Origin of the sequence: Synechococcus sp. NOUM97013, from assembly GCF_014279815.1 — a bacterium.
Classification (GTDB): domain Bacteria; phylum Cyanobacteriota; class Cyanobacteriia; order PCC-6307; family Cyanobiaceae; genus Synechococcus_C.
On sequence record NZ_CP047941.1, the window covers coordinates 1,106,560 to 1,129,125 of the forward strand.

General features: G+C 59.8%; 26 protein-coding genes. 9 read left to right on the top strand and 17 right to left on the bottom strand.

Going from position 1 to position 22,566, the window contains the following annotated elements; all coding sequences use genetic code 11:
• Positions 1-18 precede the first annotated feature (18 nt).
• Positions 19-243 carry a hypothetical protein gene (locus SynNOUM97013_RS05785; RefSeq protein WP_370586453.1) on the top strand — a complete coding sequence of 75 codons (225 nt, stop codon included), beginning with the start codon at positions 19-21 and terminating at the stop codon, positions 241-243.
• Here the strand turns inward: SynNOUM97013_RS05785 and SynNOUM97013_RS05790 are convergent.
• Positions 215-832 carry a hypothetical protein gene (locus SynNOUM97013_RS05790; protein WP_186481168.1) on the bottom strand — a complete coding sequence of 206 codons (618 nt, stop codon included), beginning with the start codon at positions 830-832 and terminating at the stop codon, positions 215-217. The two genes, SynNOUM97013_RS05785 and SynNOUM97013_RS05790, sit on opposite strands and share 29 nt — an antisense overlap.
• 117 nt (positions 833-949) lie before the next feature.
• Here SynNOUM97013_RS05790 and SynNOUM97013_RS05795 point away from each other — a divergent pair, with 117 nt between their 5' ends.
• Positions 950-1,432 carry a flavin reductase family protein gene (locus SynNOUM97013_RS05795; protein ID WP_186481169.1) on the top strand — a complete coding sequence of 161 codons (483 nt, stop codon included), beginning with the start codon at positions 950-952 and terminating at the stop codon, positions 1,430-1,432.
• Between the two features lie 5 nt (positions 1,433-1,437).
• Here the strand turns inward: SynNOUM97013_RS05795 and SynNOUM97013_RS05800 are convergent, their stop codons facing one another.
• The 4 genes from SynNOUM97013_RS05800 to mnmH are packed head-to-tail and all read right to left on the bottom strand — an operon-like array spanning position 1,438 to position 4,979.
• Entirely contained in the window at positions 1,438-2,439 is a 1,002-nt protein-coding gene (locus SynNOUM97013_RS05800; RefSeq protein WP_186481170.1) for an AI-2E family transporter, read from the bottom strand.
• Entirely contained in the window at positions 2,436-3,512 is a 1,077-nt protein-coding gene (locus SynNOUM97013_RS05805) for an AI-2E family transporter (RefSeq protein ID WP_186481171.1), read from the bottom strand. The genes SynNOUM97013_RS05800 and SynNOUM97013_RS05805 overlap by 4 nt, the downstream gene beginning before the upstream one ends.
• Positions 3,509-3,898, bottom strand: a complete 390-nt coding sequence (psb28, locus tag SynNOUM97013_RS05810) for a photosystem II reaction center protein Psb28 (protein WP_186481172.1) — start codon at positions 3,896-3,898, stop codon at positions 3,509-3,511. Before psb28 ends, SynNOUM97013_RS05805 begins: the two co-directional genes overlap by 4 nt.
• Positions 3,899-3,923: 25 nt before the next feature.
• Positions 3,924-4,979, bottom strand: coding sequence for a tRNA 2-selenouridine(34) synthase MnmH (mnmH, locus tag SynNOUM97013_RS05815; RefSeq protein ID WP_186481173.1), 1,056 nt, complete (start codon positions 4,977-4,979; stop codon positions 3,924-3,926).
• 40 nt (positions 4,980-5,019) lie between these two features.
• Here mnmH and SynNOUM97013_RS05820 point away from each other — a divergent pair, with 40 nt between their 5' ends.
• The gene (locus SynNOUM97013_RS05820) at positions 5,020-5,733 is read left to right on the top strand and encodes a GUN4 domain-containing protein (RefSeq protein WP_186481463.1); all 714 of its coding nucleotides are present in this window, start codon (positions 5,020-5,022) and stop codon (positions 5,731-5,733) included.
• A gap of 64 nt (positions 5,734-5,797) precedes the next feature.
• Positions 5,798-6,259 carry an ATP-binding protein gene (locus SynNOUM97013_RS05825; protein ID WP_186481174.1) on the top strand — a complete coding sequence of 154 codons (462 nt, stop codon included), beginning with the start codon at positions 5,798-5,800 and terminating at the stop codon, positions 6,257-6,259.
• Here SynNOUM97013_RS05825 and SynNOUM97013_RS05830 read toward each other — a convergent pair.
• The 3 genes from SynNOUM97013_RS05830 to SynNOUM97013_RS05840 all read right to left on the bottom strand — a co-directional run bounded on the left by SynNOUM97013_RS05830 (position 6,219) and on the right by SynNOUM97013_RS05840 (position 8,236).
• On the bottom strand, positions 6,219-6,467 hold the full coding sequence (locus tag SynNOUM97013_RS05830; protein ID WP_186481175.1) for a DUF6439 family protein: 249 nt from the start codon (positions 6,465-6,467) through the stop codon (positions 6,219-6,221). The two genes, SynNOUM97013_RS05825 and SynNOUM97013_RS05830, sit on opposite strands and share 41 nt — an antisense overlap.
• Before the next feature lie 314 nt (positions 6,468-6,781).
• Positions 6,782-7,096, bottom strand: a complete 315-nt coding sequence (locus SynNOUM97013_RS05835) for a copper-binding protein (protein ID WP_186481176.1) — start codon at positions 7,094-7,096, stop codon at positions 6,782-6,784.
• 75 nt (positions 7,097-7,171) lie between these two features.
• Positions 7,172-8,236, bottom strand: coding sequence for a class I SAM-dependent methyltransferase (locus SynNOUM97013_RS05840; RefSeq protein WP_186481177.1), 1,065 nt, complete (start codon positions 8,234-8,236; stop codon positions 7,172-7,174).
• Positions 8,237-8,388: 152 nt separating this feature from the next.
• On the opposite strand from SynNOUM97013_RS05840, the gene SynNOUM97013_RS05845 reads away from it, so the two are divergent.
• Entirely contained in the window at positions 8,389-8,661 is a 273-nt protein-coding gene (locus tag SynNOUM97013_RS05845) for a hypothetical protein (protein WP_186481178.1), read from the top strand.
• A 256-nt stretch (positions 8,662-8,917) separates the two neighbouring features.
• Here SynNOUM97013_RS05845 and SynNOUM97013_RS05850 read toward each other — a convergent pair whose 3' ends face one another.
• Both SynNOUM97013_RS05850 and glnA read right to left on the bottom strand, forming a co-directional pair.
• Positions 8,918-9,241 (bottom strand): hypothetical protein, encoded by a 324-nt coding sequence (locus SynNOUM97013_RS05850; protein WP_186481179.1) that lies wholly within the window; start codon positions 9,239-9,241, stop codon positions 8,918-8,920.
• A gap of 157 nt (positions 9,242-9,398) precedes the next feature.
• Complete coding sequence (gene glnA / locus SynNOUM97013_RS05855; protein ID WP_186481464.1) at positions 9,399-10,820, bottom strand: type I glutamate--ammonia ligase; 1,422 nt, start codon at positions 10,818-10,820, stop codon at positions 9,399-9,401.
• A gap of 212 nt (positions 10,821-11,032) precedes the next feature.
• Between glnA and SynNOUM97013_RS05860 the strand changes: the two genes are divergently transcribed.
• Both SynNOUM97013_RS05860 and SynNOUM97013_RS05865 read left to right on the top strand, forming a co-directional pair.
• On the top strand, positions 11,033-11,557 hold the full coding sequence (locus tag SynNOUM97013_RS05860) for an allophycocyanin subunit beta (protein WP_186468907.1): 525 nt from the start codon (positions 11,033-11,035) through the stop codon (positions 11,555-11,557).
• 110 nt (positions 11,558-11,667) lie between these two features.
• Entirely contained in the window at positions 11,668-12,846 is a 1,179-nt protein-coding gene (locus SynNOUM97013_RS05865) for an alanine--glyoxylate aminotransferase family protein (RefSeq protein ID WP_186481180.1), read from the top strand.
• On the opposite strand, the gene SynNOUM97013_RS05870 is transcribed toward SynNOUM97013_RS05865, so the two are convergent.
• Positions 12,788-13,315 (bottom strand): nucleoside deaminase, encoded by a 528-nt coding sequence (locus SynNOUM97013_RS05870; RefSeq protein ID WP_186481181.1) that lies wholly within the window; start codon positions 13,313-13,315, stop codon positions 12,788-12,790. The genes SynNOUM97013_RS05865 and SynNOUM97013_RS05870 overlap by 59 nt on opposite strands.
• Before the next feature lie 42 nt (positions 13,316-13,357).
• On the opposite strand from SynNOUM97013_RS05870, the gene SynNOUM97013_RS05875 reads away from it, so the two are divergent.
• Positions 13,358-14,797 carry an aminotransferase class V-fold PLP-dependent enzyme gene (locus tag SynNOUM97013_RS05875; protein WP_186481182.1) on the top strand — a complete coding sequence of 480 codons (1,440 nt, stop codon included), beginning with the start codon at positions 13,358-13,360 and terminating at the stop codon, positions 14,795-14,797.
• A 90-nt stretch (positions 14,798-14,887) separates the two neighbouring features.
• Here the strand turns inward: SynNOUM97013_RS05875 and SynNOUM97013_RS05880 are convergent, their stop codons facing one another.
• The 4 genes from SynNOUM97013_RS05880 to SynNOUM97013_RS05895 are packed head-to-tail and all read right to left on the bottom strand — an operon-like array spanning position 14,888 to position 19,686.
• Entirely contained in the window at positions 14,888-16,486 is a 1,599-nt protein-coding gene (locus SynNOUM97013_RS05880) for a YcjF family protein (RefSeq protein WP_186481183.1), read from the bottom strand.
• Positions 16,483-18,618: a transglycosylase domain-containing protein gene (locus tag SynNOUM97013_RS05885; RefSeq protein ID WP_186481184.1), complete on the bottom strand. Its 2,136-nt coding sequence runs from the start codon at positions 18,616-18,618 to the stop codon at positions 16,483-16,485. The genes SynNOUM97013_RS05880 and SynNOUM97013_RS05885 overlap by 4 nt, the downstream gene beginning before the upstream one ends.
• Entirely contained in the window at positions 18,611-19,117 is a 507-nt protein-coding gene (gene lspA / locus SynNOUM97013_RS05890) for a signal peptidase II (protein ID WP_186481185.1), read from the bottom strand. The genes SynNOUM97013_RS05885 and lspA overlap by 8 nt, the downstream gene beginning before the upstream one ends.
• A complete protein-coding gene (locus SynNOUM97013_RS05895) occupies positions 19,114-19,686 on the bottom strand; it encodes a biotin transporter BioY (protein WP_186481186.1) in 573 nt (190 codons plus the stop codon). Before SynNOUM97013_RS05895 ends, lspA begins: the two co-directional genes overlap by 4 nt.
• A gap of 56 nt (positions 19,687-19,742) precedes the next feature.
• On the opposite strand from SynNOUM97013_RS05895, the gene SynNOUM97013_RS05900 reads away from it, so the two are divergent.
• Positions 19,743-19,970 carry an NAD(P)H dehydrogenase assembly family protein gene (locus SynNOUM97013_RS05900; protein WP_186481187.1) on the top strand — a complete coding sequence of 76 codons (228 nt, stop codon included), beginning with the start codon at positions 19,743-19,745 and terminating at the stop codon, positions 19,968-19,970.
• On the opposite strand, the gene SynNOUM97013_RS05905 is transcribed toward SynNOUM97013_RS05900, so the two are convergent.
• Together SynNOUM97013_RS05905 and SynNOUM97013_RS05910 are read right to left on the bottom strand one after the other, a co-directional pair.
• Positions 19,971-21,269 (bottom strand): pitrilysin family protein, encoded by a 1,299-nt coding sequence (locus tag SynNOUM97013_RS05905; RefSeq protein WP_186481188.1) that lies wholly within the window; start codon positions 21,267-21,269, stop codon positions 19,971-19,973.
• Positions 21,266-22,552 (bottom strand): pitrilysin family protein, encoded by a 1,287-nt coding sequence (locus SynNOUM97013_RS05910; RefSeq protein ID WP_186481189.1) that lies wholly within the window; start codon positions 22,550-22,552, stop codon positions 21,266-21,268. Before SynNOUM97013_RS05910 ends, SynNOUM97013_RS05905 begins: the two co-directional genes overlap by 4 nt.
• Positions 22,553-22,566 lie beyond the last annotated feature (14 nt).

The following is a 22,566-nucleotide window of genomic DNA, read 5'->3' on the forward strand; positions in this document are numbered from 1 at the left end:
GCCGCTTCCGCAAGGACTGTGTCCCAGCGGTGGATCCCGTTGCTGCTGTTGATCCTGGCTCTGGTCGATCTCAGAACAGAACTGCGTCTGTTGGCGGATCAACTGACGATCACCTCACTGATCTTCGCGGTGCGCCATCACACTCTGGCCGTGGTGGTGCTGGTGCTGCAGCCTTCGCTTTGGAGCCATTACGGCCCCAGACGGACTCGGTTGGTCAGAAGCGGAACTGCCGGTAAGCCTTGATTTTGAGGGTGGTCTGCTCATCGGATGTGATTTCTGCACCTGCATTCACATCGAACTCAACGCAGTTGAAGCGTCGATAGTCCTGCACTAGCGTGCAGGTCCGTCTGGGCTGATTCTTTCGCGCCACGCGGACCGTTTCGATCAGCTTGGTGTTCGGGATCTCACTGGCAGCGCTCAGACCGGGAACGGCCGATCCGGCAATGTCAGGTGTCTGCTGGAACGAGCAAAGCTCCTTGGCGAGATCACTTGCCGCCTTGTTCAAGCAGGCTTCATAGGACGCCTCGATTTTGGCTCTCCGCTGTTCATCCGCCAGCAACTCAAGCTTGCGACGTTCTTGGGGGGTCAAAGGCACAGACCGTTGGATCCTCTGGGTGGTGGTCACGGTGTAGGTCCCACCGTTGTGGATCCATTGGTCGACTTCCCGTTGTGCCTGCTGTTGCGTGTCAAAGACAGGTGAGACCACATCGGCTGCGCCGCTGGTGTTGACGCGGCGAAGATTGGCGTAGAACAGGCCTGCGTAGATCAAAAGACCGACGACGCCGCTGGCGGCAACCGTGGCAAAGACAGCCAGGGATGAGGGCCGCTCCAAGGCGTTCAATTCAGGTCAGGCGAAAGTTAGCAGTCATTTACGGATGTCCGCCCCCGCTGCCTGCAGCCCCTTGCTGAGGATGTTCGTAGGCTGGCGACATCCTCGGGATGGACGGCCATGTCTCTTGATTTGGATGCTAAGAAAACACTGCTGCGCAAGATTCCCCACGGTCTGTTCATCTGTGGCGTCGCTGAAGGCGATGCAGTGAACGGCTTCACAGCCAGCTGGGTCACGCAGGGGTCCTTCGAACCTCCACTGGTGGTGATGGGGGTGCGGGCTGACAGCACCAGCAACGGCATGATCCAGCGCACGCGACGTTTTTCCCTCAATGTTCTGGCTGCCGATCAGAAGGATCTGGCAGCAACGTTCTTCAAACCACAGGCTGCAGTGGGTGGGCGCTTTGAAGCTGCCCCCTTCGAACTGGGATCGATGGGCCTGCCGATTCTCAAGGACGCGCTGGGTGGCGTGGAGTGTGAACTGGTGGGCGAGTTGGCGCATGGTGATCACACCGTGTTTGTCGGTGAGGTCAAGTCAGCCGTTCTGCACCGCGATGGTGATGCTCTTGAACTCAGCACCACCGGTTGGCAGTACGGCGGCTGAATGGGCTAGGTCCAGCGGTCCATGACCTCTCGGACCACCACCTGCTCAATTCCCACTTGAAGCACCACCACCAATGGCAGTGCCAGCAGCACTCCAGGCAGTCCCAGCAGAGCGCCGAGGCTCAGCTGGGAGGTGAGTGCAACGGTGGGCAGCAGATTGACGGTTCGCCTGAGCAGCAGTGGGGTCAGCACAAACGCTTCGAGGTTCTGCAGGACTAGTCGCAGCACCAGCACCTGCAGCATCAAGCCTGGTGAAATCAGCAGCGAGACGCCCATTGGCAGCAGCGTTGCGGCCGTCGGTCCAATGGTGGGAACAAACGTCAGCAAGCCGCATACCAGGGCACTCAGCAGCGCCAGAGGCACTCCAAGGGCAGCGAGGCCAGCCCAGGTCAGCAGAAACACGGCGGAAGCTGAGAGCGTCATGCCGGCCAACCACCCACCCAGCGCTTTGCGGCACTGATCGAGTAGCTCGGCCACCGAGGTTCTTGCCGGACGAGGCGTCAGCGCAATCACCATGCGTCGGTGGGATGTCGGGTCGAGAGCCAGAAGGACAGCCAGCAGACTCATCAACATCACCTGAACAACGCCGTTGGCGGCTCCGCCTGCAACCCCAAGCAGCTGAAAACCCACAGGCTGGATTCGCTCCCAGCTGAATTGATCTGGCAGGTTGCTTTCCAAATCAGCGAACAGCGGCTGATTGGCCAGCAAGGTCCGGAATGTGGCAAATAGAGAAGGCAGCAGTGTTGTGAGTTGTTCGAACTGGGTGATCAGCTGTGGCAGGAGCACCTGCACGATGACCAGTCCAGCGATCAGAACCATCAGCAGCACGATCAGCAGCGCTAACGGCCGGGGAATTCTCCAGCGCACGATCAGAGGCTTCACCGGTACATCGAGGGCGACCGCCAGCACCACGGCACCAAAAAGCACCAACAGCACCCAGCGCAGCTGCCAGATCAGCAGTGCCAACACGATCAGGCTGAGGCTGATCAGCAGATTGCGTGGATTCATGCCAGTGCCCGACGCTTCTTCCAGGGATCGAGAACGTCATGGATGACGATTTCCCGGATCAGCACCTGCATCACCACCGCCAGCGGCAGGGCCATGAGCAGACCCAAAGGGCCGAAAAGCACCGTGAAAATGAATTGCGCTGTGAGGGTCAGGCCTGGAAGAAGATTCACTTGGTGCTGCATGACCGAGGGAGTGATCACGTAGCTCTCGATGTTTTGAATCACCACATAAAGCCCAAGCACTGCGACCGCTTTCCAAGGCGCATCAAGAAGGGCCACAGACATGGGGAAGACCGTGCTCAAGGTTGGCCCCACGTTGGGAATGACGTTCAACAGTCCGGCCAGCAATGCATTGGCCATCACCAGTTTCACGCCCAGCAGGGACAGTCCGATGCCTGCCAGCACAGCGACGCACAGAGAACTGATCAGCACCCCAACCATCCAACTGCTTAGTGCTTCGCCGCACTGCGAAAGAATCACACGGGCACGACGTCGGTAGAACGACGGCACCATCAGGATGGCGACATTGCGATAGGCCTCCGGTTGGATCGCCACCATCAGGGCCACAGCGATCACGAACAGCAACTGAACAAGACCGCCGCCGAGATTCCCGGCCAGTCCAAGCAGACCTTTAAGTCCGCCGCTGACGCCGGAAGCCAGGGCGCTGCTGTTCGGAAGTGCTGTCAGGCCGCTGGAAATTGCGGTGCTGGAACCGTTGCTCAATCCTGTTCCTGACACCAGAGAAGAGGCATGGTTGATCCAGCCCATCACGATTTGCTGGAGTTCCCGAGCAGCCGCCGGAAGCTGCTGGATCAGCTGCTGAAACTCGCTGAAGAAGGGCGGAATGATCACCGAAACCGCCACGGCGACGATCAGCAGCAGGCAACTCAGGCAGAGGATCAAAGCCAGAGGACGGGCCATGTTCCAGCGCTGGCGAAGAACACCCACAAGGGTGCAAAGCGCCATAGACAGCACCACTGCTGCAAACAGATGGATCAGGACCTCACGCAGGTTCCAGAGCAAAAGCCCGGATGTCAGCAACGCCGCCAGTCCGAGCCAGTGCTGAAATTTCAACCTTCAGAGCTTTCTTCGCTCGCCGCATTCTCGCCGTTGTTTTGGGAATAACCCATTCCGTTCGCATCTGCATACCTTTGAGCGAAACGCATGAAGCGCTCGAAATCCGCTTCGCTCTTCCAGGTGTAGGTGGCTTCGAGGGCGAAGGGCTTGCCGTTAACGAAGCGTCCATTCACCTCGCGGGTGACCATCTCACCCTCCTCATCGACCATCCACATTCCGGCGATATTTCCCATGGTTTCCGGTGCGAGAGCTTCAGGCTGCTCAAACACGAATGTCGCCTGTCCGGTGCGACCGTCCCGACTGCGGGTCATGCGGATATCGGGAACCACGGGCTCGTCGGTTCCGCGGAAGAACTGAATCGCCGCCTTGTCGCCTTCTGCCATGGGTCGTCCGCTTTGGGATTGGATATTAAGAGCAGATCATGGGTGTGACGCAGCCTTTGCTGAGAAGGCACTTTGCTGAGTCTTCGGTGCTCAAGCCTTCTAGGTTCACGGTGTCTCGTGCTGGAGAACGCTCCAGCTCCTTGTCGTAGCAACGGTCGTAGTAATCGAGCATGGCCTGACAGGCTTCAGCCCAGTTCTGTTGATCGATGGCATCAAGGGCCTTTTGGGTGCGCTGGGGGCCTAGTCGTTTACTAATGCGTTGCGTCGCCTCCCGTAAGTCCTGCTGTTGGTGGCAGCCGTAAACCTGCACGAGTCGTTCCACGCGTTCTTGCTCGCTGCGTTGAATCTCCAGGACCGGTGCTGTTTGCATCTGGCTGAACAGGCCCTTGGGAATCCGGCAGCGGCCGACCTGGATGCTTTCGGCTTCCAGCCAGATCTCTGGCGCCTGGCTGATGTTCAACGTATCCAGTCGTTCAGCCAACTTGTTTTCGTAGTGCTCACTGCTGGGTTGTGCTGGAAGTCCGAGATTTCCGAAACTGCTGCCGCGGTGATGCGCCAGTCCTTCGAGGTCTACGACGCCAACCCCATCACGCTCCAGTTGCAGCAGGAGATCTGTTTTGCCTGTGCCTGTGCGACCCCCGAGCACACGCAATGGCCAGGCAGCCTCAAACTGTGCCAAAACCCAGCGGCGATATCGCTTGTAGCCCCCCTCCAGCACTGTGACCGGGTGATCGCTCAAGCTCGCTAACCAGGCCATGCTGTTGGAGCGCATGCCGCCACGCCAGCAATACAGACGAAGAGGCTTCCCATGTCCGCCTGCCGCCTCCCTGAGGGCCACTGAGAGCTTGGCGAGGGAGGGTCCACAGAGTTCCAGCCCTAGTTCGATCGCCTCCAGGCGACCCTGCTGTTTGTAGGTCAGCCCTACCTGATGGCGCTCTTCGTTGCTGAACAACGGAACATTGATGGCCCCTGGCCAGTGCCCTTGTTGGAATTCCGCTGGCGTTCGGGCATCGATCACGGGGCCTGCCGCCGAGCGGAAGCTTTCAAGATCGATCACGATGGTTTGGCCCATGCCTGACATAGTGGGCCAACGCCGAGCTCGTGAGCACCGGCTCGACACCATGCTTTCCGGACGACCTCCCTCCACTCAACTCGACCTTGACCAGCTGCTTGACCGCCTGGCCACGGGTTCCGCTCGTCAGAAGCGCTCAACGGCTGCTGCGCTTGAAAAGGCAGCCGATGAACTCTCAGGCAAGGCCTCGGAGGCTTTGAAGGGCTACTCCAGGGATGGTGATGACTGGGGAGCTGGCTGGATCCTTCAGATTCTTCAGCGTCATCATCCAGAAACCCTTGCGGCCATTCCTGCGGCCAGTTCGGGATGGTTCAACACGCCATCGGCTTGTGGCATTGACTTCAGCGGCCTGCAGGTGGCTCTGCTGCAGGAAGACTTTGAAGAAGCTGATCGTCTCACCAGCTGCGTTCTGCGTGAGCTCGCTGGGGATCAAGCGGTGCAGCGGGGTTATGTCTATTTCAGTGAGGTCCCTCGGATGCAGGCATTGGATCTCACCACTCTGGACCGGTTGTGGATTGCCTACTCCCAGGGACGCTTTGGATTCACGGTGCAGTCGCGCTTGCTGAATGCTCTTGATGGGCGTTACGACCGGCTTTGGCCCCGTATCGGCTGGAAAATCGATGGAAACTGGACCCGATACCCAGGGGCGTTTCAGTGGTCGATGGAGGCGCCTGAAGGTCATATGCCACTGGTGAATCAACTCCGCGGTGTTCGTCTGATGGATGCGTTGCTGCAGCACCCGGGACTGGCTCACCGATCCTGATCGTCCGTAACGCTGGCAGAAGTCGCCTGGGCCGGTAAGGTCAACTGAGGATGAAGCGGTCTTGATGCTGACCCGATTTCTGCCTTCGATGCGATGGGCTGATTTCATCCTGCCGTCGACCTTCCAGCTCACTCCGCTGATGGAGCTGTTGCTTGAACCGGTGGAGTGCGAGGAAACCTCCTGCAGGCTGCAGCTGGGTCTCCAGGAAGCGCTGGTGAATGCCGTTCGCCATGGCAATGACGCTGACCCTCGTAAGTGTTTGAGGATCCGCCGCATTCTCACCCCGAACTGGTTGATCTGGCAGATCCAAGACGAGGGAGATGGCCTGCCACTGCAGGCCCGCGTGGGGATATTGCCTGAGCAGTTGGATGCCGATCAGGGGCGTGGGTTGTTCCTGATGCACCAGTGCTTTGACGACATCCGCTGGAGCTCCCGTGGCAATCGCGTGCAGCTGGCCTGTCGCCGGCCTGGAACCTCCGTTGGCGTCAGTGATGCGGACAGCCTGGATCTTTCAATTCCCGCTTGATCCAGCCAAGTGCCTGCTGTGTGAGAGCCTCCACATCCTCGCGGCGACCGTTTTGAACCAGCTGCGAGAGCGCAGCGGCAAGCAATTCGGCTCCGCGACGGTCGGCATTGGTTTTGAGTTTGTGCCAATCGCGATCGCCAATGCTCAGGTTCTGGTGAAGATCCCTGGCTTGTTCAATGGCCTGTTCTGGCCAGTTCGTCGGCGACACGTGGTGATCTCAAGCGCGTTGTCTCACTATCGTGACCGATAACAGCCGAGGGCGGCATGGGCAGACAACATCGCCGCCGAGCCCCATTGCATGCGCTTCAAGACCTGTTGCGACTTGAACCCAGGGCCTGGGAAACCGGAGACCTTCGATCTCGGCGACGATCCCAACAGCGACGGATGCTTCGAGAACTCACAACCATGAATTCCGACGGATTGGCGTGGTTGCAGTCCAGAGAGCGGGGTTCACGTTTCTGGAGAGCCTTGCGCTGGGGAGGGCCGGGGCTACTGCTCGGATGGTGGCTCGGGCGATGAGACTCAGGCCGCTGCCACGGGCTCGTTGACGACAACCAGGGAGTCGGGTGCGTCTGAGAGAGCGTCATCCAGAGGGGGAGTGTCGAGCCCTTGCGTTGGCATGGTTTGGCCATTGATCCAGGCCTGGTGCAAGGCCCGGCGTCGACGATCCTCTGCCAGGACTAGGCGGTCAGCTGCTGCCTGAGGGCTTTCACCAGGTTCCATGGCTGTCCTGAGACAGATGCCGAAGCCATGGGCTTCTACCTGCACCTTGCCTTCCATCAACACCACCTGGAAGGTCCAGCCCCGCAACCAGCGGATCCGGAATGGATTCGTCATGGACGAAGGGACGTAATGCCAGCACCCTATGGGGTTCCCCATTGGATGCAAGGGCATGTGTCAGGGAATCACTGCTCAGGTGAGTTCAGGTTTTGTCGCGGTCCAAACGCGCGTCATGAAATGCGATTCGGCGTTGATATCGCTGAATCCGGCGTCGATCAGACGTTGATTGATGTCATCGCTGATGAAATCGCGGTAGTAGGGCTCATGGAACACCCGTCGGAAGTTCTCCATCGCGATATCGAACTGGGGTGAATCGGCCAGTTGCACGGAATCAGCCAGCACGAGCACACCACCTGGTTCCAGCAAGCGATAGCAGTCCTGAAGCACCGCTTGCCGTGCATCACCAGGAAGCTCATGGAACAGGAACACGCAGGTCACCGCTTGGAAACCGCCGTCGTCAAACGGCATTCGCTCGGCATTGCCTTGCACGAGTTGAACCAACGGACCTCGCGCGTTATTCAGCCATTTGTTGGCCTGTCTGAGATAGGCCTCAGACAGATCAACACCCACAAGCGTGGCCTGGGGCACAGCTGCTCTGATCTGATGCAAGGTGCGGCCAGTACCGGTGGCAACGTCGAGAATCCTCAGGCTGCTCTCGCCCCGTTCTGAAAATCGCTGCAGACCTTGCTTGAGGCCTGGCAGGATGCGACGGCGCATGGCATCCGCTGCTCCGTTGAACAGGATGTCCACCTGCAGGTCGTAAAGCTCTGCGGAGTGATCACTCAGGTAGCCATCGGTTTGATGATGGAAGTTCTGAAGGTAATAGTCGGGGTAGAGGTCCCGATTGTTCAGATCAGGAAGGTCCTGAACATCTCTTGCCCGCCGTCTGGCCCAGTTGGAGGGGAGGTCTAGCCAAACACGTGGATATCGCTCTGCCCATTCAAGCCAGGGAATATCAAACAAAAGCGACTCTGGGTAGAAACCAGCTTGCGCGTCGTTCCAGTCGAGTTCGTGCAGGGCATCAAGCGACTGCCGCAGCTCGTTCATCATGGCGTCTGGAACAGGCTGGGTCTGCGGAACCACATCGGGCGCGACCACTTCCATCACCTTGGTGCTCAGTTCCTTGTGCACCAGCCCAGCGAGACTCCGGCCCTGTTGCATGGTCCGGTAGGCAAGTTCGGTGATGCTGGGCGCCATGAAGAGGGTCTCAGTTCCAAGCTGCACCATTCCAATCGATTCGAGCCTCTGCTGTGGACTGCGCTCAGAACGTTGCGAAAAGAACTGTGAAGACCTGGGCAAAATGGTAGCCGTTGTTACAGAATTGACTCACTGAGCCGCAGGAGGCCGCCATGAAACAGCAAGCCGCTCCCGTTGCAATTCCCCTTCGTTACTCGGGCAATGTGCTCGAGCGACGCCAGCACGCTGCCGCTGAATTCATGGCCTGGGCTGACCATCACGCTCACGATGTTCTGCGTCGGGAAGCTTTGCAGGTTCAGGTGGAGGACCATGTCGATCATTTCGATCGGCGTAGTGCTCTGGCGCAGCAGCAGGTGTATGCCCGTCGTCGCAGCCATCAGCGCCACCTGCATGACAGTGCAATGGCCCAGTTGCGGCACGTTTGAAATTGCTTAAAAGTTGAAAACTGCTTGCTCGAGGCGCTTTTGAATCAGATGAGAAGTGCGTTGTTGCGGGTGGTTCGTTGGCGAGGCAGATCTTTGCAAACTGCCTTGACCTTTAGGGGTGCGATGATTCGATTTCATCATCCTGATCTGTGCTGCTGTTAATGAACAGCAGCTCCTGACTTGCTCATAGGCATTTTTTCTAAGTGCCTGGTGGCGTCTGGATTAAAAGGTAGGCGACAGGCTCTAGACGCAAGAGCTAGCTGTTTTCGGGTCGACCTGCTTTGTAGACCGTTAGGACATAGCCATTGTGTTCGAAGGTTGCTGTTTCGGAGGTATCTTGTCGTTTGTAATTTTTATCTTTGTTTGAATTGGGAAAAATAAAACTGTAATCCTGGCTGTAAAAGCTGATAGAGGTGTCTTCGTCAGCTCCACTCTTGTCTTCAAAAAGGCATTTCCCTGCGAGTTCTTCCTTGTTTGTATCCGGCCATTCGAGTGTGCACCAGGCAGTGTCTTTGCTGGAGCAGGAAGATAGCAATGCGGCAGTTATTGCAAGAGCTGTAATAGCGGTCGATTTTTTCATTGAATGATCGTTTTGACTACTTTAGTTGTTCCTCTCAGGATTTTGTTGCTGTTTTGTTGTCTGTCTGTAACTAAATCTGACTGAATTGGCAATAAAAAAAGGGCCTCGCTAAAGACCCTCTGGAATGCATTGGTTTAAGTGTGATCGACGTCTGATATCAGGCGTCGTAATACATGGTGAATTCGTGGGGATGCGGGCGCTGGCGCAGTTGCTGGACTTCTTCGTATTTGAGGTCAATCCAGTTGTCGATGAAGTCCTTGGTGAACACACCACCTTCCAGAAGGTAGTGATGATCAGCATTGAGGGCTTCCAGTGCTCCGTTCAGGGAAGCGGGCACCGTGGCGATCTGCTTGAGCTGCTCGGCAGGGAGTTCGAACAGATCGACGTCCACGCCTTCGCCGGGGTCGATCTGATTCTTGATACCGTCAATGCCAGCCATCATCATGGCGCTGAAGGCCAGATAAGGGTTGGCGAGGGCATCGCCTGAGCGGAATTCGAGGCGCTTGGCCTTGGGGCTTGGCCCTGTCAGTGGAATGCGCACAGCAGCCGAACGGTTGCCTTCGGAATACACGAGATTCACCGGCGCTTCAAAGCCCGGCACCAGTCGCTTGTAGCTGTTGGTGGTGGGGTTGGTAAAGGCGAGGAAGGATGGGGCGTGCTTGAGGATGCCGCCGATGTACCAACGAGCAGTCTGGGACAGGTTGGCGTAGGTGCCTTCACCGAAGAACAGCGGCTGGCCACCCTTCCAGAGGCTCTGGTGCACGTGCATGCCGGAGCCGTTGTCATTGAAGACCGGCTTGGGCATAAATGTGGCTGTTTTGCCGTACTGCTTGGCCACGTTGCGCACGACGTACTTGTATGTCATCACGTTGTCGGCGGCCTGAATCAGTTCGGCGAACTTCATGCCGAGCTCGTGTTGGCCTGCACCAGCCACTTCGTGGTGGTGCTTTTCGATGGGGATGCCCAGCTCAGCCATCTTCAGGAGCATTTCCGAACGGATGTCCTGGGCTGTGTCGTTGGGGGCAACTGGGAAGTAACCCTCTTTCTCTTGAATCTTGTAAGCGAGGTTTCCGCCCTCTTCCACTCGACCGGTGTTCCAAGCCGCTTCGATGGTGTCAACGCTGTAGAAGCTGCCGCCTTCGGCCGAGTTGTAACGAACGTCGTCAAACAGGAAGAATTCCGGCTCAGGGCCGAAGAAAGCCATATCGGCCAAGCCTGTGCTGGAGAGATAGGCCAGGGCTTTCTGCGCCAGGGCACGAGGGCAGCGCTCGTAGGGCTCGCCGGTGCGCGGGTCCTGGATCGAACAGATCAGGCTGAGGGTCTTATGGCGATAGAAAGGATCGATCCATGCGGTTGAAGGATCGGGGACCATCGCCATATCCGAGGCGTTGATGGCCTTCCAGCCGCGGATGGAGGAACCGTCGAACGCCAGGCCTTCAGTGAACGACTCAGGCTCGATCAGGTCTTGGCAGACGGTGAGGTGCTGCCACTTGCCATGCAGGTCCGTGAACTTCAGGTCGATCAGCTCAATGCCTTCTTCCTTGATCAGACGAAGGACGTCCTGTGCTGTTTTGGCCATAGCGGGGGCGTGTTCCCGGAATTCGGTACGACCGTAAATATCGCTCAGTACCCGCTTTGTATCAAGGGGCACCTTTTTCATTTCTGTGTGCATGGCTTCGACCGTCTGTCGTGTTGGTAACCGTTTCTGTCAGATTCACGTGATCCCCTTTGCTGGCACGGTTTCGCGCGGTTGCCGGTGTTAGCTTCCGGCCAAAGTGAACAGGGCCCCGCATGCGCGATGCCATCACCGGTTTGATCGGCCAGTACGACCAGCTCGGTCGTTATCTCGATCGCTCCGCCATCGATCGCATCGAGAGCTATCTCGAAGAAGCGGACGTGCGTGTTTTGGCCGTCGAGATCATCAATCGGGAAGCAGCCGAGTTGGTGCGTGAAGCCAGCCAGCGTCTGTTTCAGGCTGATCCTGAATTGCTTCTGCCCGGAGGGAATGCCTACACGACGCGGCGCCTTGCGGCCTGCCTGCGCGATATGGATTACTTCCTTCGCTACGCCAGCTACTCCTTGATTGCTGGCGACAGCACGATCCTCAATGAGCGAGTCCTCAACGGACTCGATGACACCTACAAAAGCCTCGGAGTTCCCACCGGTCCCACCGTGCGCAGCATGGTTTTGCTCGCTGATGTTCTTTGTGAGCGCCTTCTGAATGAGGGTGTGTCCCAGGCCAGCTGCGCTTTGGTGCGCCAGCCGTTTGAGCACATGGCGTCCGGTCTGGCCGCCAGCGACGTGCGTCAGCGCTGAGACCACTCCTGCAAATCATTTCAAGCGGCATCGGACTGGCACCGTCGTCCTCTCGGCTGCCCGATCGATGCGTAGGCTTTTCGCCATTGATTCCTAACCCGGCTTCGCCGATGACGCACTCACACCTTCCGGTTGACTCGTCCCATCGGCGCTCCATTGGTCCCATTGCAACGCCTGATCGTCTGTTGCTCGGACCAGGACCTTCCAATGCCCACCCCACCGTTCTAAAAGCTCTTTCCCGGACTCCGATCGGTCATCTCGACCCGCTTTATGTCGAATTGATGGGTGAGGTGCAGGAGCTGCTGCGTTACGCCTGGCAAACCGATAATCGCCTCACGTTGCCCATGAGTGGCACCGGCAGTGCTGCGATGGAGGCCACATTGGCCAATACCGTCGAGCCTGGTGACACCGTGTTGGTGGCGGTGAAGGGGTACTTCGGCAACCGGTTGATGGACATGGCCGGCCGCTATCGGGCCAATGTTCAGGTGATTGAAAAAGCCTGGGGTGAAGCCTTCAGTCTCGACGAACTGGAAGCAGCCCTGAAGCAGCACAAGCCCGCCATCCTGGCGATGGTGCACGCCGAGACCTCCACAGGGGTATGTCAGCCCATGGACGGTATCGGTGACCTTTGCCGTGAGCACGACTGCCTGCTGCTGCTTGACACCGTCACCTCCCTGGGCGGCGTTCCACTTCACCTGGATGCCTGGAAGGTCGACATGGCCTACAGCTGCAGCCAGAAAGGCCTGAGCTGTCCTCCTGGCTTGGGTCCCTTCACTATGGGCCCGCGTGCCGAAGCCAAGCTCGCAGCGCGCAAGGACAAGGTGCCGAACTGGTACCTGGATGTCTCTCTGTTGAACCAGTACTGGGGAAGCGATCGCGTTTACCACCACACCGCGCCAGTGAATATGAACTTCGGCATGCGCGAAGCCCTGCGTTTGCTGTCCGATGAAGGTCTTGAGAACGCTTGGGCACGTCACCGCAAGAATGCTGAGGCTCTCTGGAGCGGTCTCGAATCCCTTGGCCTTGAGCTTCACGTTCCTGAAGAGCTCCGCCTTCCGACCCTCACCACCGTCCGCATCCCCTCCGACGTCGACGGCAAGGCCTTCTCCTCCCATCTGCTCAACACCCACGGCATCGAAGTTGGCGGTGGTCTCGGAGTGCTCGCCGGCAAGATCTGGAGAATCGGCCTGATGGGCTACAACTCCACACCCGAGAACGTTGCACGACTGCTCAATCTCTTCGAGACCGAGTTGCCCCGTTTCCGTCAGGGAGTCGCCGTCGCTGCCTGAACCATCGGGCCAGTAGGTCCGATGCTTCGGTTTCCATCACGCCGCCCAGTACATCCATGTGATGGTGGGCGCTTGGATGGTTCGCGAGGTCAACTGTTCCTCCAAGTCCTCCACGTTTGCGGTCAAAAGCGCCGTAGATCACGCGTCCGACCCTGGCCTGCACGAGGGCTCCGGCGCACATTGGACAGGGTTCCAGGGTCACGATCAACGTGCATTGATTCATCCGCCAATCACCAGTGATCCAGGCTGCCTGACGCAATGCCACCAGCTCCGCATGCCCCATGGGGTCTGAGGCCCATTCGCGTCGGTTGCTGCCGTGACCGATGCATCGCCCTCTTTCATCAAGCACGACTGCGCTGACAGGGATTTCCCCCGTCTCTCCCAGCCGTTCAGCCCTCACCAGCAACCGCTGCATCCAGGCATGGATCTGATGCTCCTCCAAGGCGACTGGTGTCAGCCGAACACCCATGCCATTCGCTCACGTTCGTCCAATGTGCCATCGCAGGCGAGAATGACTATTCCTTCCGCTGAGTCCTTGTTCGGATCCACTAGAGACTCATCGGCGTCGACGGATCTGTCTGCGTTTGCCTCACCCGAGGCTTTGGATCCGCAGCTTCAGCGGTTTCTCGAAGAAGCCAGTGGTCGACTCTGTCAATGGCTTGGGTCAGCATCGCAACGCGCACCCTTGCCATCCCTGCGACTGCTGCCCGAGGCATACCCGGAAGCGACTGGGCTGGGAGCAGCCCGCCTTCTGGAAGATCTGCAGCAGGTGATGGATGGTGCTTATCAGCCCACCCATCCCGGTGCTCTGGCGCATCTGGATCCACCACCAAACACGGCCTCGATCGCTGCAGAGCTGATCTGCGCTGGCCTCAATAACAATTTGCTCGCCGAGGAACTGTCTCCCAGCCTGAGTCAGCTCGAACGTCAGCTTTGTGGTTGGTTTGCGTCCCGATTTGATCTGCCGGAAGGGGCTGGTGGGGTTGCGGCCAGTGGTGGTTCGCTCAGCAATCTCACGGCTCTGGTGACAGCGCGTCATCGCATGGGCCTCGATCAGGCTGCCGATGCTGTGGTGCTGGTCAGCGACGATTCTCATGTTTCGCTCGTGAAAGCGGCTCGGATCATGGGGCTCCGCCCGGATGGAATCCGTCCAATTCCTGTGGATGCCGCTGGGCGCATGCAAGTGGCTGCGCTGGAGTCGGAACTAGACCGTTTGCAAGATCAGCAACGCCCTTGTTTGGCGGTCGTGGCGACTGCTGGCACCACTGTGCGAGGTGCCATCGATCCACTCCAGGCTTTGGCCAAGGTCTGCCGGGAGCGCAGTCTCTGGCTGCATGTGGATGGAGCCATTGGTGCTGTATTCGGGTTGTGCGACAGCACGGCACCTCTGCTGGATGGGATCGCCGCTGCCGACTCCATCACCGTCAACCCCCAGAAGCTTCTCGGCATCGCCAAGACGTCATCGCTCCTGCTGGTTCGTGATCAGACCGCTTTGCAGGAGACCTTCCACACGGGATTGCCCTACATGGAGCCCGCTTTAACGGGTGTTCACGGTGGTGAACTGGGTCTTCAAGGCAGCCGCCCTGCAGAGATCCTCAAGCTCTGGTTAGGACTGCGGCAACTGGGAGAAAACGGCATCGCCAGCGTGCTTCAGCAGGCTTTGGCCCGACGCCATCGCTTGGAGAGTCGTCTTGACACGTCCCGGCTCGAGATCATCTCTGGACCGCTGCATCTGCTGGCCTGCACGCCCTGCGGAGCCGATGCGGAGCGCAGCGCGCGTTGGTCTGCCTTGATGCGCCAGCGACTTCTTGATCAGCAGATCATGGTGTCGCGTCCTTTGCATCACGGTCGTCACCTCATCAAGGTTGTGCTGGGCAACCCCCACACGTCTGACGCGTTGATCGATCGGCTGGGAGCTCTGCTCAACGACACCAGCGAGGAGGATCTCTGATGGCGGCACAACCACCCACCCGAGGCCGTTGGGTCGCCATTGTCACCGGGGCAATGTCGGTGCTGATCGGCGTGATCTACCTGGTGCTGATCACTGTTCTCGATAGCCGCGGCCCGATGCGTCCTCCTCCGCCCGAAGCCCTGGCTGGGGCGGAAGCCGTTTCTTCGCCTCCTGCTGAAGAGGTTCGACCACCCGCCGCAATGCTGCGTCCAGAAACTCTTTTAGGGAGCGATCGCGACGGTTGAGTTCGAAGTGGTGTTGCACCACATCCTGGATTCCGCCATCTCCCCAGTCTTGATCCTGTTGGAAGTAGGTGATGAAGCTTGAGCCAGCAATTCGCGTGAGCCACCCTGCCGCAACACCCTGCACGGCTCGTCCCAGCAGCAGGGTGGGGAGATTCACGCTCAGAGCAGTTCCGATCAAGGCAACTCCTCCTTTGACCACGCCAAGACCGGCCAGCGTCCGGCCGACGGAGACCGCCAGTTCCTGGGCCCGGTTACGCGTCAGTTGGATGCCGTACACAGCTCCCAGCTCCATCACCATCTGGGCATTCACCGCAGCGGTGCCGAGCAGATCTACCCCCGGTAACGGAGTTGCCGCCACCACCCCAGCACTGATCCAGGTGTAGCGATCGACGATGCGGCGGGCTTCCTGCGACCGCTGACGATCCAGCAGATCACGGCCTGCGGCACCAAGGTCCTTGCATTGCAGAAGGATGTTGTCGGCCAGCAGCTCGTCGCCATCGGCATGGAGCACCGCCGCCAGACGTCGCACCAACAAGCCGATCTCTGGAGGTGGTTGCAGCGGCCGCTGCCCTGGTCTTGGCAGGGATTGCGGGCAGGCGCTGGTGGGAATCACATCGTCGGCCTGCAACCAGCCAGCACAACGCTGCCTCAGCAGCAGCAGCAGACGCCGTTCTTCCTCCTCACCGCGCAGATCGCATTTGTTCAGCACCAAGAGCAAGCGCTTGCCGAGTCCGGAGAGGCTGTGCACCACGTCCAGTTCGCTGCGTCGCAGGTCCCCGTCCACCACCACGATCATCAGATCCGCCCGACTGGCGTGCTGCCGGGCTTCCTGTTCTCGGCTGCGTCCATCCATGCCGGATTCCAGGATTCCTGGCGTATCGACCAGTTGCACGCCCCGGTCCAGACCACGCAACCGCAGGCGATAACGCTGACTCTCACTGGTAGAACCCATGGCGGCACCGACATCGCCGACGATGTCGCGCAGCAGGGCGCGGATCAGGGATGTTTTGCCACTGGATCCAGTGCCGAAGACCACCACCACCAGATCACCGCGTTCCAGTTCTCGCGCGACCCGCTCCCGTTCCTTCTGCAGTGATTGCCGGGCCACATCGTCTTGAAGCCGCTCTAAGAGTCGGTCGACGCTGCCGAGGCTGCGCTCCGCTGCTTCCCGTCGGCTGGTCGGAGCAGGCATGGCCGCGTCGTTGAGCTGCGAGCCTGGTTTCGAGCGTTGTCTCCATTGCCGAAACCAGGGCAATCCGACCTGCATGACGGCGGCAACGATCAAAATTGCTCCGATCAGCAGCACAGGACCCACGAGCCAGGCCGGCAGCCAGTAGCTCAGATCCCAGAGCAGATTGCGAATTCCCTGAAGCACCAGTCCAATGACCATCAGTGCGATCAGAGCTGCGGCACCGATCAGGATCCAGCGGGTTGAACCTTTCATGCGCCGTTCAAACCTCCACGCCCTGCCGCGCGGATGATGTCAGCCCAGAGCGAAGCTGCAAGCGCACTGGATCCAGCTGAGGGGCTGTTGTCATCGTTTCCTAGCCAGATGCCCAGAACCCATTGGCGTTTGGGCTCGAAGCCCACGAAGAGAAGATCCCGGCCGTCATTGGTGGTTCCTGTTTTTCCACCTTCTTGGCCACCCAGAAAGGCTGCGCGTCCTGTGCCGTTTTGTACGACAGCCCTGAGCAGACTCTGCATCTGCTGAGCACTGTTCTGGCTGATGGCTTGGCGCCCCCTGTGGTTTGCACGGTCAAGGTTTCTGCATCCGCGCAGACTTTCTTCGCGGCAGGTTTCCCCATCCATCAGGCGACGGATGGTGCTGGGTGTCCGCCATTCCCCCTGATTGACCACGGCGGCATAGGCGCCGGTGAGTTCCAGCAGTCGCACTTCGCTCTGACCGAGGGCGAGACCTGGCACCGGATCCAGCGGACTGGTGATGCCAAGTGCCTTCGCCTGACGCACCACTTGATCCAGCCCCACGCGCTGGGCCAGGCGCAGAGCGGCTGGATTGTTGCTGGTGGCAAAGGCACGACTGAGGCTGAGACGACCTTTGCAAGTGCTGTCAAAACGCTGACCGCGCCAGGTGAGTGGGCTGCAGTCAATGGTGTCTGTCGGTTGGATGCCAGCTTCTAGAGCCGCCAGATACGTCATCAACTTGAAGGTGCTGCCTGGTTGACGGAGCGCCATGGACGCCCGGTTGAACTGACTGAACTCGTAGTCACGGCCTCCAGCGATGGCCAGCACACCGCCGCTGCGGCTGTCGATCACTACTGCGGCCCCTTCGCTGATCCCCAGGTCCTTGGTGGTGCTGAGCAGGTTGCGCAACTGCCGCTCCAGCACCGACTGCAGCACGGGGTCGAGATGGGTTTCGATTAGAAAATTGCCTTCAGCGGCCACTTCCGGACCCACCAGTGCCGTGAGATCCCGGCGCACTTGATCGGTGTAGAAGGGCGCATCACGACCTGCGGCCGTGCCGCTGCAGGCACCAGAGGCAAGTTGAATCGGCTGCCGACGCGCGGTTCTTGCCTGATCCAGGGACAGTCGACCAGCGTCGGCCATCTTGTTGATCACCCGGTTGCGTGCTTCGAGGGCACGTTGCGGACTGACGCACGGATCGTGGCCGTTGGGCGAGGGCAGCAGACCCACAAGCAAAGCTGCTTGCTCGATGTTCAGATCTCCAGCGGAGCGGTCGAAATAGGTGCGGGCCGCATCTTCGAAGCCCCAGCCCACGCCGAGGTACACCCGGTTGAGATAGCTGAGCAACAGCTCGCCTTTGCTGAAGCGGCTCTCCAGCTGCAGGGCCACCAGCAGCTCGCGCCATTTGCGGCCAAGCGTGTCGCCCTGGCCCACCAGCTCGGGATAAAGGCTGCGAGCTAGTTGTTGGGTGAGGCTGCTGCCTCCTTCCAGCACGCGTCCTCCAGTCAGGTTGGCGGAAAAGGCTCGCAGCGTTCCGATCGGATCGACGCCTGGATGCCACCAGAAGCGATTGTCTTCACTGCTGAGCAGGGCATCCACCAGAACCGGAGCAAAGGCGTCGAGTTGATCCAGTTCGCGGTGACGGCTGGAGTCCACCGAATTCAGGGGTTGATTGTTGCCGTCGTAGATGGCCAAAGGTCCACGCACGCTGGCCAGCCGTCCGCGCACGGGGACTTGCATGGCCGCCATCGCTAGCACCAGCACTGCGCCGCCAAGGCCAGAAAGAAGGCCATAGCCAAGGACGCGCTTCACGCGAAGGCCCAACCGTTGGCTGTCAAAACGGAAGCTGAGCGAGGGTGGATCGTCAGTGCTGTCTGGCGCCAGGCTGACGCAGTCCCCGTCCTGCAATTCAAGTTCTTGGATGCGTCGCCCTCGCCACCACAAGCCATTGGTGGAGTCGAGATCGCGGATCAGCCAATGGCGACCGCGTCGTTCCAGCAGTGCATGCCGGCGGCTGACTGCACTGTGGTCAATGCAGATTTCCAGGGCGGTGTCACGCCCAATCCGGTAACCCTCGCCCAGCAGGGGAATGGTGCGGACTCCCTGGTCGTTTTGATGAACAGTGAGCTGGGCTGGCCCCCGCTGGTCAGGCATCGCTGGGCCCCTTCCTTTGGGTCAGTGCGTCGATGGCGAAACACAGCACCGCGAGGTTGATGGCGATGTCGGCCCAGTTGAAGATCGGGAACTGGATCGGCACCAGCTCCAGGAAATCAGTGACGTGGCCAAGCCGCAGGCGGTCAATCCCGTTGCCGATCGTTCCTCCCAGCAGGAAGCCGAGGGCTAGGCCCATCCAAAGATCGTGGCGTGGTTCTCGCCAGATCCAGATGGCGACGCCGATGGCCACCACCACACTGAGACTTCCCAGCATCGTGGTGGCATCGGTGAACAAGCTGAATGCTGCACCGGTGTTTCGCACCAGATGCAGTTGCAGCAGCCCTGGGATGAACGGTGCTGTTTCACCCGGCCGCATCACGCTGGTGATCCAGTGTTTGCTCAGTTGATCGAGGATGATCATCAAGGCGCTCAGGACCAGCACAGTTCCGCGGCGCAGGAGTGCTCCTGAACGTCTTGGTTGTCCGACCTGACGACTCATTCGATCAACAACACGCGACGGGTGACGCGGGCAATCAAGCCCGCCGCACAACAGAGTGCAAGCTGGGCGGCCAGTGGCCCGAGGCTGAAGCTGACGATCAGCTCTACAAGCGGTGCATTCCATCGGTTGAGTAGGGCACCCAGCAGGAGATTCAACAGACCGCAGGCCTGGATGGTGAGCAGGCCGGCGATGGCGGCCAGTGTCAGGCGAGGAATGTCATTCATGCCGCTCTGCTGCCCCAAACGTCCGGTGAGCCAGGAGGCCGGGATGAAACCCGCGAGGTAGCCAAATCCAGGTGTCAGCACGTAGGCGATACCGCCTCCCCCATGGAATACCGGAAGATCCACCAGGCCAATGGTGAGATACGCCACCGAAGCGATAACACCGGCTCTGGGGCCGGCAACCAGGGCACAGATGAGCAGGGCAGGCACCTGCCAGGTGCTGGGAAGGCTTAGCAGGCTCGGGGGAAGATCAGGTTGCGGCAGAACGAGGGCAGACGGAATCAGGCTCCCGACCAAAATCAGCAGCAATCCGGCGAGTGCGCCGCTCCAGGTGGCCAGTGCCCGCACGGGCAAACGTCAGCTCGCACCATCCTGCTGTAAGAGAGAGGCGTTGCCCAGCTGTGATGACCGTTTCCATTGGTGACCAGGTGCGACTGATCCGCACCCAGACCTTTCTCAAGACGGCAGACCCCATGCCGATGTTGCGTCCTCCTGACCTGGTCACCACCGATGAGATCGGCTTGGTGACGGCGCTTCATCCTGCTGAAACAGCGGCGGTGCGCTTCCCCAGGGGCTCCTTTCTGATTTCTCTTGACCAGCTCACTTCCGCTGATGCGACAACGGGTGATTGATCATCCTGGCGTCCCTGCCAAAACGTCCTGCATCCAGAAACGTTCCAGTTTGGCCAGGGTGTCGGACGGTCCGCAGAGGCTCAGCTGAGGCTTTTGCAGATGACGCTGAGCGGCAGCGAGCAGATCGCCCGATTGCAGCGTCTCAAGTTCCTGCAGGCATTGCTGGTCGTGTTGATCAGGAAGGCCGAGACCGCGAAGCTGAGCCCGTCGTTCGGCTCGCTGACCCGTGGTCTGGGATGCGTGGGCCAAGTGACCACGGAATTTGGCTGCAGCCAGGTGAAGATCAGCCGCATCGATGCAGTCCTCGAGTAACTCGCTCCAGCTCGCCATCAGCAGCTCCAGCGTGAGTGCGGCGCGGTCCACGCCGGTGGAGGCATGCATCACAAATGGCGCAGCGCCGGCTCGTGCTGGGTGATGCACGCCGACGTCGTAGGCCACACCATGCTCTTCCCGCAGCCGGCGGAACAGCAGGCTCGACATGCCGGATCCCAGGTGCGCCTGCAGAAGCCTCAGAGCCAGGTCATCGGGATGGCCATGGGGGAGTGATGCACGTCCCAGCATCAGCACCACCTGTTCCGTCGCCAGGGACTGGAGACTGATGGACGATCGATCACTCGTCTTCGCAGATGCGTCATCTGCAGAAGCGGAATACGCCGGAACCTCCCACGCTTTGGTCTGGTCCCCAGGGGACTGGGACGAGCTTGGTCCAAACCACTTCTCTAGCTGCTCGCTCGCGTCAGTGGGAATGGCCCCTGAGAGGGCCAACACGGACCCTTCACTTTCAAGGTCATCAGCCAGGCGCCGCAGCTGCGGTCGCGACAACTGCTCCAGGTCCTGGGCGATGCCCAGCGGGTCGTGGCCGTACGGTCCCTGGCCGTAGGCGATCTGTCGCCATCCATCAAAGGCGCGATGGAAGGGGTCTTCGCGTTGACGCTGCAGAGCCTGCAGGCTCAGCTCGCGTTCCAGGGCGATCTGGCTCTCATCTAGGTGCGGTTGACGCACCATCCAGCCCACGGCAGGCAGGAGCCGATCGGCATCCAGATCGCGGCACTTGAGACTGATCAGGATGCCGTCTTCGTGGGTGTCACAGCGCAGTCCGGCACCGCAACCTTCCACGAGATCAGCTAGCTCCAGGTGATCAAGCGGGCCACAGCCGCGGCTGAGGACGGATCCCAGCAGTTGATGCCCGCCGCGCTGACCCTGTTGATCGCGGCCGCTGCCACGGCGAATCCACAACTTGGCGGAGAGCACCCCGGGGGTGACCACCGGATCGAGGACCAGATCACTGCGGTGTGTCAAGCGATTTCCTCCGGTCGGGCGATCAGGGTGAAGGCGTTCTGCGGTTGGAGGAGCGGCATCACGCCCGCGCTGAGCGATGCAGCATCCCACTGCGCCAAATCCTCAAGGGGTGCCAGCAAATCCCGGTGCCGACCCCACAACATCTGCGTGCCGACACTGGCGGCCACAGCCCCAGGCGCTTCGAGGCTGAAGCGATGGCCATTACCAACCAATTGGAGGGCCCTGTCAAATTCCTCGGCGGTGACCGGTTCGCTCAGGGTTCGTTGCAGCTGGCTGTGCACTTCCTGTTCGACCATCTCCAAGTGCTCCTCGGGGCAACAGGCCTCAAGCATCACCAGGCTTCCCTGTTCGAGGGTGGTCACATCCATGTCGATGGTTTCGACAATCTGCAGGTCTTCACGCAGGCGCTCCACCAGTCGGCTGCGCCGTCCCTCCGCCAGAACCGTCGTGGCTAGATCAGCACCCGCGATGGCCAATTGATCCGCTGCTGCCGCCACGGGCCAGATCATCAGCAACCGTGCCGCTTCAAGGCGTTGAAACTGGCGACTGTCGCGGCCACATTGAAAAGGCAAAGAACTGGTTTCAGCGGTTGAGGGGGGTGCCTCGCTGCGTTCCAGCCCCATCAAGGGGCTGTCCAGCACTTGCTTGATCAGATCTTCCTGCAGGTGGCCCGCCAATGACAGGCAGCAGTTGCCACCGCGGTAACGCCGCTGGTGGTAGGCCTTCATTCCGTTCGGATTCATCGCCCGAAGACTGGATTCCCAGCCAAGGATCGGTCGTCCATAGGCATGAGGTGCAAGGCAGAGCCCGAGGGCTGTCTGAAGCACCTGATCGTCCGGTTGATCGCTGTACTGGGCAATTTCCTCCAGCACCACGTCCCGTTCCATGTCGAAGCAGTCCTGGTCCAGTGCGGGGTTCAGCACCAGGTCAAGAAGGAGATGGAGGGCTTCGCCGGCTTCCTGGGTGGGGACGAGCACGTGGAAGTGCACATCGTCAAAGCCCGTGGCTGCATTGCTGCTACCACCGAGCGCCTCGATTCTTCGGTCGAATTCACCGGGGCCAAACGCGCGGCTGCCTTTGAACACCATGTGTTCTAGGAAGTGAGCGATCCCTTCCTCTCCATCGTGTTCCCAGGCGCTGCCTCCGCGGCACCAGAAATCGAGGCAGGTGAGGGCCGCATCCGGCATGGAGGCCGTGACAAGGCTGCTGCCGTTCCGGAGCGTGCGGTGGTCAAGCAGCGGACTGGATGGGATCGCAGTCAGGGTCCCGTGGCAAAGTCCCATTCTGTGCAATCACG